Origin of the sequence: Vibrio quintilis (genome assembly GCF_024529975.1) — a bacterium.
GTDB classification, from domain to species: Bacteria; Pseudomonadota; Gammaproteobacteria; order Enterobacterales; family Vibrionaceae; genus Vibrio; species Vibrio quintilis.
Map to the genome: position 1 here is coordinate 54,463 of NZ_AP024897.1, position 13,367 is coordinate 67,829.

At 47.1% G+C, this 13,367-nt stretch carries 9 protein-coding genes, 5 tRNA genes and 3 rRNA genes; 16 read left to right on the forward strand and 1 reads right to left on the reverse strand.

Annotation, left to right across the window (positions count from 1 at the left end; all coding sequences use genetic code 11):
• The first annotated feature begins 283 nt into the window (after nucleotides 1-283).
• From OC443_RS00290 to OC443_RS00325, 8 genes are all read left to right on the forward strand, one after another.
• A 16S ribosomal RNA gene (locus tag OC443_RS00290) occupies nucleotides 284-1,825 on the forward strand.
• 65 nt (nucleotides 1,826-1,890) lie between these two features.
• Nucleotides 1,891-1,966, forward strand: a tRNA-Glu gene (locus OC443_RS00295).
• A gap of 19 nt (nucleotides 1,967-1,985) precedes the next feature.
• Nucleotides 1,986-2,061: transfer RNA gene (locus OC443_RS00300), tRNA-Lys, on the forward strand.
• Between the two features lie 10 nt (nucleotides 2,062-2,071).
• Nucleotides 2,072-2,147 (forward strand) — tRNA-Ala (locus tag OC443_RS00305).
• 10 nt (nucleotides 2,148-2,157) lie between these two features.
• Nucleotides 2,158-2,233: transfer RNA gene (locus OC443_RS00310), tRNA-Val, on the forward strand.
• 321 nt (nucleotides 2,234-2,554) lie between these two features.
• Nucleotides 2,555-5,442: ribosomal RNA gene (locus tag OC443_RS00315) — 23S ribosomal RNA — on the forward strand.
• Between the two features lie 86 nt (nucleotides 5,443-5,528).
• A 5S ribosomal RNA gene (gene rrf / locus OC443_RS00320) occupies nucleotides 5,529-5,644 on the forward strand.
• Together the 16S, 23S and 5S rRNA genes with 5 tRNA genes alongside form the textbook arrangement of a ribosomal RNA operon.
• A gap of 62 nt (nucleotides 5,645-5,706) precedes the next feature.
• Nucleotides 5,707-5,783 (forward strand) — tRNA-Asp (locus OC443_RS00325).
• A gap of 148 nt (nucleotides 5,784-5,931) precedes the next feature.
• Here the strand turns inward: OC443_RS00325 and OC443_RS00330 are convergent.
• On the reverse strand, nucleotides 5,932-6,687 hold the full coding sequence (locus OC443_RS00330; protein ID WP_083601540.1) for a helix-turn-helix domain-containing protein: 756 nt from the start codon (nucleotides 6,685-6,687) through the stop codon (nucleotides 5,932-5,934).
• A 616-nt stretch (nucleotides 6,688-7,303) separates the two neighbouring features.
• On the opposite strand from OC443_RS00330, the gene OC443_RS00335 reads away from it, so the two are divergent.
• From OC443_RS00335 to OC443_RS00370, 8 genes are all read left to right on the forward strand, one after another.
• Complete coding sequence (locus OC443_RS00335; protein WP_073580489.1) at nucleotides 7,304-7,465, forward strand: fimbrial protein; 162 nt, start codon at nucleotides 7,304-7,306, stop codon at nucleotides 7,463-7,465.
• Between the two features lie 46 nt (nucleotides 7,466-7,511).
• On the forward strand, nucleotides 7,512-7,664 hold the full coding sequence (locus OC443_RS00340) for a Flp family type IVb pilin (protein ID WP_143169239.1): 153 nt from the start codon (nucleotides 7,512-7,514) through the stop codon (nucleotides 7,662-7,664).
• 42 nt (nucleotides 7,665-7,706) lie between these two features.
• Nucleotides 7,707-8,216 carry an A24 family peptidase gene (locus tag OC443_RS00345; protein ID WP_073580491.1) on the forward strand — a complete coding sequence of 170 codons (510 nt, stop codon included), beginning with the start codon at nucleotides 7,707-7,709 and terminating at the stop codon, nucleotides 8,214-8,216.
• 14 nt (nucleotides 8,217-8,230) lie between these two features.
• On the forward strand, nucleotides 8,231-9,574 hold the full coding sequence (locus OC443_RS00350) for an ATP-binding protein (RefSeq protein ID WP_073580493.1): 1,344 nt from the start codon (nucleotides 8,231-8,233) through the stop codon (nucleotides 9,572-9,574).
• A complete protein-coding gene (cpaB, locus tag OC443_RS00355) occupies nucleotides 9,571-10,320 on the forward strand; it encodes a Flp pilus assembly protein CpaB (protein ID WP_073580495.1) in 750 nt (249 codons plus the stop codon). Before OC443_RS00350 ends, cpaB begins: the two co-directional genes overlap by 4 nt.
• Nucleotides 10,321-10,385: 65 nt before the next feature.
• A complete protein-coding gene (locus tag OC443_RS00360; RefSeq protein WP_370738726.1) occupies nucleotides 10,386-11,816 on the forward strand; it encodes a type II and III secretion system protein family protein in 1,431 nt (476 codons plus the stop codon).
• Between the two features lie 10 nt (nucleotides 11,817-11,826).
• Entirely contained in the window at nucleotides 11,827-12,096 is a 270-nt protein-coding gene (locus OC443_RS00365; RefSeq protein ID WP_073580499.1) for a hypothetical protein, read from the forward strand.
• A 29-nt stretch (nucleotides 12,097-12,125) separates the two neighbouring features.
• Nucleotides 12,126-13,367 carry a pilus assembly protein TadG-related protein gene (locus OC443_RS00370; RefSeq protein WP_234976341.1) on the forward strand — a complete coding sequence of 414 codons (1,242 nt, stop codon included), beginning with the start codon at nucleotides 12,126-12,128 and terminating at the stop codon, nucleotides 13,365-13,367.

Genomic DNA, 13,367 nt, shown 5'->3' on the forward strand with positions numbered 1-13,367 from the left:
GAGTCCGGTCAGGGCTAAAGAGAAAAATTTAAAAAAAGTGTTTGACACTGAAAATTATCTCGCTAGAATGGCCGCCTCTTCGAAGCAACGCTGAGAAGAGCAGCTCTTTAACAATATAAACCAATCAATCTGTGTGGGTACTCGTTAATTGATATCTTATAAAAGATTTATCAGTGAGAATGAGTGACCAACAGCTATCAGGAAGCAGCTTTGAGTTGCAGAATGAATAGCGGCACAGTCAATTCAGTAATCACTGAGCCGAAGCTTAGGCTTCAAAAAACTTTAATTGAAGAGTTTGATCATGGCTCAGATTGAACGCTGGCGGCAGGCTTAACACATGCAAGTCGGGCGGAAACGAAAGAAAGCTTGCTTTCTTGGCGTCGAGCGGCGGACGGGTGAGTAATGCCTGGGAAATTGCCCTGATGTGGGGGATAACCATTGGAAACGATGGCTAATACCGCATAATGTCTACGGACTAAAGAGGGGGACCTTCGGGCCTCTCGCGTCGGGATATGCCCAGGTGGGATTAGCTTGTTGGTGAGGTAAGAGCTCACCAAGGCGACGATCCCTAGCTGGTCTGAGAGGATGATCAGCCACACTGGAACTGAGACACGGTCCAGACTCCTACGGGAGGCAGCAGTGGGGAATATTGCACAATGGGCGCAAGCCTGATGCAGCCATGCCGCGTGTATGAAGAAGGCCTTCGGGTTGTAAAGTACTTTCAGTGGTGAGGAAGGGGCAGAGTTTAATACGCTTTGCTTTTGACGTTAGCCACAGAAGAAGCACCGGCTAACTCCGTGCCAGCAGCCGCGGTAATACGGAGGGTGCGAGCGTTAATCGGAATTACTGGGCGTAAAGCGCATGCAGGTGGATGATTAAGTCAGATGTGAAAGCCCGGGGCTTAACCCCGGAACAGCATTTGAAACTGGTCATCTAGAGTACTGTAGAGGGGGGTAGAATTTCAGGTGTAGCGGTGAAATGCGTAGAGATCTGAAGGAATACCGGTGGCGAAGGCGGCCCCCTGGACAGATACTGACACTCAGATGCGAAAGCGTGGGGAGCAAACAGGATTAGATACCCTGGTAGTCCACGCCGTAAACGATGTCTACTTGGAGGTTGTGGCCTTGAGCCGTGGCTTTCGGAGCTAACGCGTTAAGTAGACCGCCTGGGGAGTACGGTCGCAAGATTAAAACTCAAATGAATTGACGGGGGCCCGCACAAGCGGTGGAGCATGTGGTTTAATTCGATGCAACGCGAAGAACCTTACCTACTCTTGACATCCATAGAAGCTTGAAGAGATTCGAGTGTGCCTTCGGGAACTATGAGACAGGTGCTGCATGGCTGTCGTCAGCTCGTGTTGTGAAATGTTGGGTTAAGTCCCGCAACGAGCGCAACCCTTATCCTTGATTGCCAGCACTTCGGGTGGGAACTTCAGGGAGACTGCCGGTGATAAACCGGAGGAAGGTGGGGACGACGTCAAGTCATCATGGCCCTTACGAGTAGGGCTACACACGTGCTACAATGGCGGATACAGAGGGCAGCTAACTTGCGAGAGTGTGCGAATCCCAAAAAGTCCGTCGTAGTCCGGATTGGAGTCTGCAACTCGACTCCATGAAGTCGGAATCGCTAGTAATCGTAGATCAGAATGCTACGGTGAATACGTTCCCGGGCCTTGTACACACCGCCCGTCACACCATGGGAGTGGGCTGCAAAAGAAGCAGGTAGTTTAACCTTCGGGAGGACGCTTGCCACTTTGTGGTTCATGACTGGGGTGAAGTCGTAACAAGGTAGCGCTAGGGGAACCTGGCGCTGGATCACCTCCTTAACGATAAAGATACGTTGATGAGTGCTCACACAGATTGATTTGGTTTAGAAAAGAGATATGAAAGTGTCCCGTTCGTCTAGAGGCCTAGGACACCGCCCTTTCACGGCGGTAACAGGGGTTCGACTCCCCTACGGGATACCACTTTCTTTTAAAGAAAGACGGGTCGTTAGCTCAGCTGGTAGAGCAGTTGGCTTTTAACCAATTGGTCACAGGTTCGAATCCTGTACGACCCACCATTTTTGATATGGGGCTATAGCTCAGCTGGGAGAGCGCCTGCCTTGCACGCAGGAGGTCTGCGGTTCGATCCCGCATAGCTCCACCATATCGAAAACGGGCGATTAGCTCAGTTGGGAGAGCACCTGCCTTACAAGCAGGGGGTCACTGGTTCGAACCCGGTATCGCCCACCACTTCTTAATTACTTTTGGTGATAGTAATCAGACTACGTTTCTGTGATGTGGTCAGATTTTCTGACGTTGAAAGTCATTAAGAAGTGTTTATGACACTTAAGCTCTTTAACAATTTGGAAAGCTGACAAAACAATCTTTTAGATTGTTTGTAAAAGTTCTCAAAGTATTCAGAAATGAATACACCAACACACATTCAAGTGTTCTTGGCTTCTGCTTCGGCAGAAGAAAAAATTTGAGTCCGGCAAAATCAAAGTCTGCATCATGTTTAAATAATTGCAGACAACCTTGGTTGTTTGACCGTAAGACCCTTTGGGGTTGTATGGTTAAGTGACTAAGCGTATACGGTGGATGCCTTGGCAGTCAGAGGCGATGAAGGACGTACTAACTTGCGATAAGCCCGGATGAGGGAGTAAGACCCACATGAGTCCGGGATTTCCGAATGGGGAAACCCATCTGCATCAGCAGATATCATTTACTGAATACATAGGTAAATGAGGCGAACCGGGGGAACTGAAACATCTAAGTACCCCGAGGAAAAGAAATCAACAGAGATTCCGGCAGTAGCGGCGAGCGACCCCGGATTAGCCCTTAAGTTTTATATGTGTCAGGTGAAGGCTCTGGAAAGTGCCGCGATACAGGGTGACAGCCCCGTAACCGAAGATGCAAATAAGGTGAAAACGAGTAGGACGGGACACGTGATATCCTGTCTGAACATGGGGGGACCATCCTCCAAGGCTAAATACTCCTGACTGACCGATAGTGAACCAGTACCGTGAGGGAAAGGCGAAAAGAACCCCTGTGAGGGGAGTGAAACAGAACCTGAAACCGTATACGTACAAGCAGTAGGAGCCTCTTTAATGGGGTGACTGCGTACCTTTTGTATAATGGGTCAGCGACTTATATTCAGTGGCAAGGTTAACCGGATAGGGAAGCCGTAGCGAAAGCGAGTCTTAACTGGGCGTTCAGTCTCTGGATATAGACCCGAAACCGGGTGATCTAGCCATGGGCAGGTTGAAGGTTGAGTAACATCAACTGGAGGACCGAACCGACTAATGTTGAAAAATTAGCGGATGACTTGTGGCTAGGGGTGAAAGGCCAATCAAACCCGGAGATAGCTGGTTCTCCCCGAAAGCTATTTAGGTAGCGCCTCGGACGAATACTACTGGGGGTAGAGCACTGTTAAGGCTAGGGGGTCATCCCGACTTACCAACCCTTTGCAAACTCCGAATACCAGTAAGTACTATCCGGGAGACACACGGCGGGTGCTAACGTCCGTCGTGGAGAGGGAAACAACCCAGACCGCCAGCTAAGGTCCCAAATTATTGCTAAGTGGGAAACGATGTGGGAAGGCTCAGACAGCTAGGATGTTGGCTTAGAAGCAGCCATCATTTAAAGAAAGCGTAATAGCTCACTAGTCGAGTCGGCCTGCGCGGAAGATGTAACGGGGCTAAGCAATAAACCGAAGCTGCGGCAATGCATTTTATGTATTGGGTAGGGGAGCGTTCTGTAAGCGGTTGAAGGTGTGCTGTAAGGCATGCTGGACGTATCAGAAGTGCGAATGCTGACATGAGTAACGATAATGGGGGTGAAAAACCCCCACGCCGGAAGACCAAGGGTTCCTGTCCAACGTTAATCGGGGCAGGGTAAGTCGACCCCTAAGGCGAGGCTGAAAAGCGTAGTCGATGGGAAACGGGTTAATATTCCCGTACTTCTTACAATTGCGATGGGGGGACGGAGAAGGCTAGATGGGCCTGGCGACGGTTGTCCAGGTTCAAGTGCGTAGGCTTGAAATTCAGGTAAATCCGGATTTCTTTAAGGCCGAGACACGATGTCGGGCTACTAAGGTAGTGAAGTCATTGATGCCATGCTTCCAGGAAAAGCCTCTAAGCTTCAGATTGTAAGGAATCGTACCCCAAACCGACACAGGTGGTCGGGTAGAGAATACCAAGGCGCTTGAGAGAACTCGGGTGAAGGAACTAGGCAAAATGGTACCGTAACTTCGGGAGAAGGTACGCTCCTCATGGTGAAGTCCCTTGCGGATGGAGCTGAGGGGAGTCGCAGATACCAGGTGGCTGCAACTGTTTATTAAAAACACAGCACTGTGCAAAATCGTAAGATGACGTATACGGTGTGACGCCTGCCCGGTGCCGGAAGGTTAATTGATGGGGTTAGCTTAGGCGAAGCTCTTGATCGAAGCCCCGGTAAACGGCGGCCGTAACTATAACGGTCCTAAGGTAGCGAAATTCCTTGTCGGGTAAGTTCCGACCTGCACGAATGGCGTAATGATGGCCACGCTGTCTCCACCCGAGACTCAGTGAAATTGAAATCGCTGTGAAGATGCAGTGTACCCGCGGCTAGACGGAAAGACCCCGTGAACCTTTACTACAGCTTGGCACTGAACATTGAGCCTACATGTGTAGGATAGGTGGGAGGCTTTGAAGTGTGTACGCCAGTATGCATGGAGCCGACCTTGAAATACCACCCTTGTATGTTTGATGTTCTAACTTAGTCCCGTCATCCGGGACAAGGACAGTGTCTGGTGGGTAGTTTGACTGGGGCGGTCTCCTCCCAAAGAGTAACGGAGGAGCACGAAGGTGGGCTAATCACGGTTGGACATCGTGAGGTTAGTGCAATGGCATAAGCCCGCTTAACTGCGAGAGTGACGGCTCGAGCAGGTGCGAAAGCAGGTCATAGTGATCCGGTGGTTCTGAATGGAAGGGCCATCGCTCAACGGATAAAAGGTACTCCGGGGATAACAGGCTGATACCGCCCAAGAGTTCATATCGACGGCGGTGTTTGGCACCTCGATGTCGGCTCATCACATCCTGGGGCTGAAGTCGGTCCCAAGGGTATGGCTGTTCGCCATTTAAAGTGGTACGCGAGCTGGGTTTAGAACGTCGTGAGACAGTTCGGTCCCTATCTGCCGTGGGCGTTGGAGAATTGAAGGGGGCTGCTCCTAGTACGAGAGGACCGGAGTGGACGAACCTCTGGTGTTCGGGTTGTGTCGCCAGACGCATTGCCCGGTAGCTAAGTTCGGAATCGATAACCGCTGAAAGCATCTAAGCGGGAAGCGAGCCCTGAGATGAGTTCTCCCTGGCACTTTAAGTGCTCTGAAGGGTTGTCCGAGACCAGGACGTTGATAGGCAGGGTGTGTAAGCGTTGTGAGGCGTTGAGCTAACCTGTACTAATTGCCCGTGAGGCTTAACCATACAACACCCAAGGGGTTTTGATGGACTCAAATGAAGAACAGATTGAATGTGTAGAGAATAGTCAGTTTTCTGAATTAAAGAATTTGCCTGGCGGCCATAGCGTTGTGGACCCACCTGAATCCATGCCGAACTCAGAAGTGAAACGCAATTGCGCCGATGGTAGTGTGGGGTTTCCCCATGTGAGAGTAGGTCACTGCCAGGCTTTATATACCAGTTAGATGAAGCGGATTATTGTAAGACTTTATCTGACAGACAATCTGAAGTGGAGCGGTAGTTCAGTTGGTTAGAATACCGGCCTGTCACGCCGGGGGTCGCGGGTTCGAGTCCCGTCCGCTCCGCCATTTTAGATTGAATTGCAAGCCTCAGCTGAAAAGCTGGGGCTTTTTGCGTTTGAGAGATTGTGGTTTGGCTGATGAAGCGCATATTGCCTGACTATTCAGATTTCTCATCTGCAGGTATGATTTTTCCGTAGCTCAGATCCTGAGCTTTTCAGGTATTATCCCTTTTTTCTGCCGTTTCATTCTGTTGTCGGTAATAGCCCGGTGTTATCCCTGTCTTTTTTTTGAAAACCCGGGAGAAATAAGACACATCTTTGTATCCACACTGATAAGCGATTTGAGCAATATTTGCATCCTGGTCGTGGATGAGCATCTCTTTAGCTTTGGCGATACGCTTATTGGTGATATAAGCTTTAAACCCTGTTCCGGCTGCCTGATTAAAGACTTTTGAAAAGTAGTTGGGTGTGTAGTTGAAGTAAGCGGACACTTCGTCTTCCTTCAGCTCATGATCGATATTGTTATCAATATAATGAAGGATATCAAACATGAGCTTTTCAAGGGATTGCTGCGCGTTTTCTCTTGAGCGATGGGATTTTTTATTGATTTGCTGAGAGAGTGAAGCAAACAACTCATGAATTTTTTGTTCAGGTAAGTCAGTGCGGGATAGGTCAATCGATGCTTTGATTGTATGTATCCATTGCAAACAGAGTTTACTGCATAGACCATGATGAATCATGATTAGTTTTTTATTGAATGTTTCACACATTTCCAGAGATTGATCCAGCAATGCCTGTTGCTGTGGATGCTTAAAATAAAAAAATACCGTTGACACATGGGATGAAGCAAGCACAGATGTTATATCTTCATGTTCTATGACAGTGAAGTAATCGAATATAAGTCGCTGTACCTTATCAGGAAGTTGAACTGTGGATTCACCTATCCAGTGTACAATATATTTGATCGTCATGACTGTATCTTTTATTCCCGGATGATTAAGTTATTTTAGCCTGAAAGTAACTATGGGAAGCCACGACTGATTGTTGTGAGTGTCTATAAATTGTTGATATTAATACTAATAATTGTCGTTTTAATTGTTTCTGATGACGGTGTCGTGTTCTGTTGTCAGGTTGTTCTGCACTGTACCTGGTTAAGGGGATTAAGTTTCGTGCTTATCTAAAAAAGATATATTGTTTTGATCGATTCCATCGTAAATATACAACTAAAGTCTAGTTTAAAAATATAGTAACCTCAGGTTTATGAGGGCGTTAGTTATTGGTTTTTTTTGAAACAGCCGTTATTTTGAACAATATGTGACAATTGCCACAATGATGTAACAAAACTGCAGAATAATTCTTAAAACTGAGAATGGGTTAATTTTTATACAAAATTTCTTTGATAAATCTGTTCAAAAAAAAATCATATATAACAAATATCTATTTTTAATGTCCATGCTATAGCTGTTATTAATATCAATTTTGGTGATACAGATCGTTTGTCCTGTCTTAAAAAAGTCCTAACTATAACGCTTCACATACAACTAAAGTGGAATTGAACATTAATCACCCCATGAAGGAGAGCATGTGATGAAAAACGTAATCAACCAATGTAAGACATTTTGGAACGATGAAGAAGGTTTGACCGTGGTCGAATATGTTGTTGGAGCCGGACTATTGGTCGCAGCACTGGCAGCAGTATTCAGCGGTTGGGGCACATTGATATCCAATGAACTGGCCAATGTATTCTGATAAAACGCCTGAATAATCGTTATATCGGTACTATAAGGACATTATTATGCTGAGACATCTATTAAACTTTTATCATGATGAAGATGGATTAACTGTTGTTGAATATGTTGTCTCAGCTGCTCTTTTAGCGGTTGTACTTGCCACGGTTTTTTCTGCATGGGGAACTGTCATCCTGCAGGAACTTGGTAATGTATTTTGATGATGGTTTGAACAGGGATGGAATAACCAATGGAGGCATAGCGTGGTCTTCATTATCTGGTCCGTTTTATTTTTGATTGCTGTTGTGGATGCCAGAGAGCACCGCATTCCTAATAAGTTTGTTGTCATACTGTTTGTTGCATGTGCGCTATATCAGTGGCAAAGCACATGGAATTTAACTTCACTGATGTATGAGCTGAGTGCCGGCTTGTTTCTTTTTGCACTTGGTTTAGTTGTTCACATTCTTCGGGCAATGTCTGCCGGAGATGTCAAATTGTTGGCTGGTGTTGGGGTTTATCTTGGCTGGGAAGGAATGAGTCAGGGTATTTTCTGGATGGCAGTCAGTAGTGTGGTTGTTGGTTTAATGTATTTATCATTGCCACGGGTTTTACAGTCACACAGTTCATTTGAAAATGCAGTTTATCTTCCTCGTCCGGTTAAACAAAATAATGTGCCCGGGACACGGCTGTCCGGTGCAACAGGTGGGCGTTTACAAATGCCTTTTGCACCCATTGTTGTGATTGGTTTGGCACTTCATAGTTATTTTGGGTGAAACAAGGAGCGGGGATGAGCCTTGCGAAGTCTTCTAAAGACAGCCATCGTGTGCCGTTAAAGCCCCAGGCTGTCCCACCAAAAGTGCCGACATCATTTAGTGAGCTGCATGTTCCTAAAGTGGTGATGGAAAATTTGTTAGTTAAACATCTGGCTGCGTATCCAAAATCAGATTTGCTTGAGCTGGTGAAACTGATGGCAATCAGCAGTCATATGCTCAAGGAACTGTTGGAAGATTTACGGGCCAAGTCTTTAGTTGAGATATTTCAACCGGATAAAGCATCAGCATCCGGACATGTCCGTTTTGCACTTTCTGAAGCCGGGCAACAGGAAGCGGATGCTGCTTTTGTCAAAGATGCCTATCTTGGTCCGGCGCCTGTCTCGTTACATGATTATGATCAAATGGTGTCTCAGCAGGATGTTCGCCTCAATGATATTACCCGCCCGGACGTTGAACATGCATTGAAAGAAGTGATAGGTGCTGTGCGCATGATTCCTTTACTCGGGCCTGCGATTAACTCAGGCCGGGCTTTACTGCTTTACGGTGATGCCGGTACCGGAAAAACATTCGTTGCGACCAGAATACTGAACTCTCTCAATACATCAGTCTTTGTACCATATGCGGTGTATGCGGCAGGAAATATTATTAAGGTTTTTTCTCAGCAGCATCATAAACGTGTTGTCTCTGAGGATGACGAAGTCAAGAGTCTTTCATTTAAAGAGCAATATGATAAGCGCTGGGTGTTATGTGAAAGACCCAATATTCAGGTCGGTGGTGAGCTGACAATGGATATGCTGGAAGTGAATCATTCTGAGCACAACCGGGTTTGGCTGGCACCATTACAAATGATGGCAAATAACGGCATCCTTGTGATTGATGATTTAGGCCGTCAGCCAATGCCGGTAGCGACCTTACTGAATCGCTGGATTGTGCCGATGGAGTATTTCTTTGATCACCTGTCATTGCCAAACGGTCAGCAAATCACCATTCCGTTTATTTTAACACTGGCATTTTCTACCAATTTAGACCCTGAGGGTATTGCAGACCCCGCTTTTCTGCGAAGACTCGGATATAAAATACATTTTCATCCGCTACTGCAGGATGAATACCACACACTGTGGGAAAAAACGACACATCATCGTTCGTTACGGCTGGGTGAGACGTCTTTTGAAACATTAATCAAGCTCCATCAGACACATCAGGTGGGCTTTTATCCGTGTTTACCGAAAGACCTTGTGGGAATTAGTCGCGATATCATCGTGTTTGAAGAAGCGCCGCCGGTGATTACACCGGAAATTATTGGGCAGGCGTGGGCTGTTTACTTCACGGATGATGGAAACGGGGGAAGCAAACGATGAGCCGTAATCAGATAATTTTACTATTTTTACTTTCTATTTTTTTTGGGCTGGCGGCAGTTTTTGTCGCCAGGCAGTGGATGGCCCGCCAGATTCAGCCACAGACGGAAGTTGAGGTTGTTGAACGGGAGCCGGTCATTGTTGCTGCTTTAGAAATTCCGGCCGGGGTTGTGATTGAAGAGCAACACATCACCCAAAAATTGCTGGAAAAAGACTGGCGGGGAGAAAACCAGTATATCGATTCAAGTGAATTAATCGGCAAAGTTGCTCATTCTACGATTTATCCCGGAGAGATATTGATCAAGCAACAGATTAGCAGCAAAGGGGAAGGTGCGACACTGGCGGTGTTGATCCCCGAAGACAAAAGAGCGGTCACAATTCGGGTGAACGATGTCATTGGTGTTGCTGGTTTTTTGCTACCCGGAAACCGGGTTGATGTGCTGGGTACGGTGAAGTACGGGAAAAACTCAGCATCTACAGCTACAGTGTTGAAAGATATCAGAGTATTGGCAGTCGATCAGACAGCCCGAACCAGCGAAAACAAACCCGTGATTGTCCGGGCAGTGACGCTGGAAGTTGAGCCATCTCAGGCCGAAAAATTGCTGACGGCTCAAACCAGAGGTGATATTCACCTGACGCTCAGAAATCCGCAGGCATTGAAGAAAGAGAAAAAGGCCGTCCGCAGGTATGCACCTAGTGTAACCATTATTAAAGGGACAGAAACCTCCAAAGTGAAAGTCAGAGATTGAGGTGGGTTATGAGATACATATGGATAGTTATCATACTGATGTGGAGCCCCGGGCTATGGGCGGAAATGTCAATGGTCAGTGGCAAAGTACTGTCGATTCCTCACCATAAATCTGCTTATGTCAGTCTTGCCGGTAAAGCTTCCAGGGTTTCTTTAGGTGACCCTGAAGTACTGGATATTGTGATGCTGAAGTCAAATGAGTTATTCCTGATTGGTAAGAAACTTGGTACAACCAATCTGATGGTATGGGATCGCCGGGGGCGTTTGATTGACTCAATTGATATTGAAGTGATTCATGATTTAAACAGCCTCAAGTCTAAGCTTTATGAATTTTTACCTGATGAAGAGATCAAAGTACACAGCGCCAAGGATCGTTTGATTCTGAGCGGCCAGATCAGTTCTCAGGCCCGGATGATGCAGGCCTTACGGATTGCTGAAACTTATGCTGCTGCGCAGAGTGTTGAGCAATCTGCCGCGGGTGGCGTGAAGGCACTGAAAGCTTCCAGTGAGAAGAAGGATGATAACCCGGTTGTGAATCTGATGACGATTGGCGGAGCGCAGCAGGTGATGCTGGAAGTTTCCGTGGCCGAAGTTCAGCGTAGTCTGGTGCGTCGTTTTGATTCCAATTTCCACTTTTTCGAAACTAACGGTAAATTTGCCTGGGGTGGCACTGCTGCCGGCGGCATCATTGATGATATTACCGGAGGAATCGGTCCCATCTTTAATTCTCCGTCTATCGATGAAACCGGGCTGCTTTCCACATTCATTGATGGAGACACATTGTTTACGCTGGCTTTGGATATTGCCAAAGAAAATGGTGTGGCAAAAGTACTCGCGGAACCAAATCTGACCGCATTAAGTGGTTCTAAGGCGCGGTTTCTGGCTGGTGGCGAATTCCCAATCCCGGTTCCGGATGATGATGGCATTACGATTGAGTATAAAGAATATGGTGTGATACTCAGTTTTACCCCAACTGTGCTGAGTGATAAACAAATCAACCTGGATTTATCTGTGGATGTCAGTGAAATCGCCAGTACCAGCACCTTTACCTATAACCTGTCAGGTACCGACACTGTCTTTTATATTCCGCCAATTACCCGCCGGAGTGCGTCATCAACGGTTGAATTAGCAGACGGTCAAACCATCGGCATTGCCGGGCTGCTGAGTGAAAATGTCCGGGACTCTATCCGCAAACTACCGGGATTTGGTGACATTCCGATCCTTGGGCAACTCTTCCGCAGCCAGGAATATATTTCCGGAGAAACAGAGCTGGTGATTTTAGTGACACCAAGGCTGGCAAAACCAATTGATCGCAGCAAAGTGACTTTACCGACAGATACCTTTGTCGAGCCTAATGATCTGGAATATTACCTGTTAGGACAAGGTGCTTCCCTGAGCCGGCCGCCTGGTTCAAAACCAGCCATTCGCGTGCAAAGGGCAAGTCATATCGGAACCCGGACCGGTGGCTCTGAAGGTGCTTTCGGACATGAAATGTAAGGAGTCAGTGATGAAAAAACAGATTTGCTTTTCTCTGATTATCGCTGTTGGTGCGCTTATTCTCAGCGGGTGTGCGAACCAGCCCCGCTTAGGAAAACACATGAACAGTGTCCGGATGGCTCAAATCTATAATCCGGATGCAACACAGGAAAACATGGCTGTGATTCCTGTTGGAATCGGTGAACGGATGGAAAATGCCTATAAGGATTATATTGCCGAAGATAAGCAAAAATCATCGAAGTCTCAGTCACCTGTAAATTTGATCTTTGGTGGTAACTAGGAAGCACGTGATGCTCCGGAGTGTTGATGATGAACAACCGTATGAGTGGAAAAGAAAAACTCTTTACCAAACCACATGCTTATGGTAAACCCAAAGCGCAAAAAGGTTTGGTACTCGTTCTGGTTACTGCGGCGCTGGTTGCACTGGCAGGCGTGATGGCACTGGCAATCGATGTTAACCATGCATTTGTGAACAAGACCCGGTTGCAAAACGGCGTGGATGCAGCAGCGCTTGCTGCGGCGTTGGTGCTGGATAGCGGCGGCAGTGATGCAGATGCAACAGCGATGGTGAACAGTACTCTGACGAAGATGGCAACATCGACCGGGAATCAGGCAATGGATTTTTCAGCTGCAACGATTTCCGTGACGTTCTCGAATGACCCGGAAACCTTTCCGGATCCGGGATATTCCAGTTTGATTGATGATCGCTTTGTACGGGTTGCCGTTTCGAACTATCCATTGAATGCATTTTTTATTGCAGCATTTGGAATCAATAAAAACCTGGCTGCCAGTGCCGTTGCAGGGCCCGGTTCTTCCAGTACGCAAATTTGTAATGTGGTGCCGATGGCTGTATGTGCTGGTTCTGGTGGTGGAACAACGGGGTATGTGGCCGGGGATCTTTATCCTTTAAAAGTTGCTTCTAAAAACCAGTCCTCATTAGGTCCGGGTAACTATCAATTACTGGATTTTGGTTCAGGAGCATCGGCAGTCCGTTCTGCATTGGCAGGTGGATATACAGGGTGTTTGGCCATCGGAGATACTGTGACAACTAAGCCGGGAAATACTGTCGGTCCAGTCGGGCAAGGTTTGAATACCCGTTTTGGTGTTTATGGCGGCGGAGGCGTTAATTCATCGGATTATCCACCTGATATTTATGTGAAGGAACCAGATACTCTGGCGACACTCGATAATGATGGCAATGTGGTTTATACAGATACCTGGGGTTATGACGATTATGAGCTGGAAGCGCCGAACTGCTCAGGAGCAGATTGCTATCTGAATAGTGGGGGGGAGCCTAATCGCAGAATGTTGTCAGTTCCGATTGTGGATTGCTCTGGTGCCTCCGGAGGAACAACCACGTTACAGGTTGAAGCCTTAGGGTGTTTTTTCCTTCTTCAGCAGGCCCCTACATCGAACTCGGGTAAGCAAGCTGTGTTTGGTGAATATGTAGAAGAATGCTCCGTGACGAACAGTTCCTCAGGAAACGTTAGCAGTGGTGAAGGTCCATACAGAATCGTTCTGTATGACGATCCGTTAAGTGAGGAATCCTGA

Excerpts from the sequence above, each read along its gene's own strand:
- OC443_RS00330 (WP_083601540.1), bottom strand. The coding sequence starts at position 6,687 with ATGACGATCAAATATATTGTACACTGGATAGGTGAATCCACAGTTCAA.
- OC443_RS00335 (WP_073580489.1), top strand. The coding sequence starts at position 7,304 with ATGAAAAACGTAATCAACCAATGTAAGACATTTTGGAACGATGAAGAA.
- OC443_RS00340 (WP_143169239.1), top strand. The coding sequence starts at position 7,512 with ATGCTGAGACATCTATTAAACTTTTATCATGATGAAGATGGATTAACT.
- OC443_RS00350 (WP_073580493.1), top strand. The coding sequence starts at position 8,231 with ATGAGCCTTGCGAAGTCTTCTAAAGACAGCCATCGTGTGCCGTTAAAG.
- cpaB (WP_073580495.1), top strand. The coding sequence starts at position 9,571 with ATGAGCCGTAATCAGATAATTTTACTATTTTTACTTTCTATTTTTTTT.
- OC443_RS00360 (WP_370738726.1), top strand. The coding sequence starts at position 10,386 with ATGTCAATGGTCAGTGGCAAAGTACTGTCGATTCCTCACCATAAATCT.
- OC443_RS00365 (WP_073580499.1), top strand. The coding sequence starts at position 11,827 with ATGAAAAAACAGATTTGCTTTTCTCTGATTATCGCTGTTGGTGCGCTT.
- OC443_RS00370 (WP_234976341.1), top strand. The coding sequence starts at position 12,126 with ATGAACAACCGTATGAGTGGAAAAGAAAAACTCTTTACCAAACCACAT.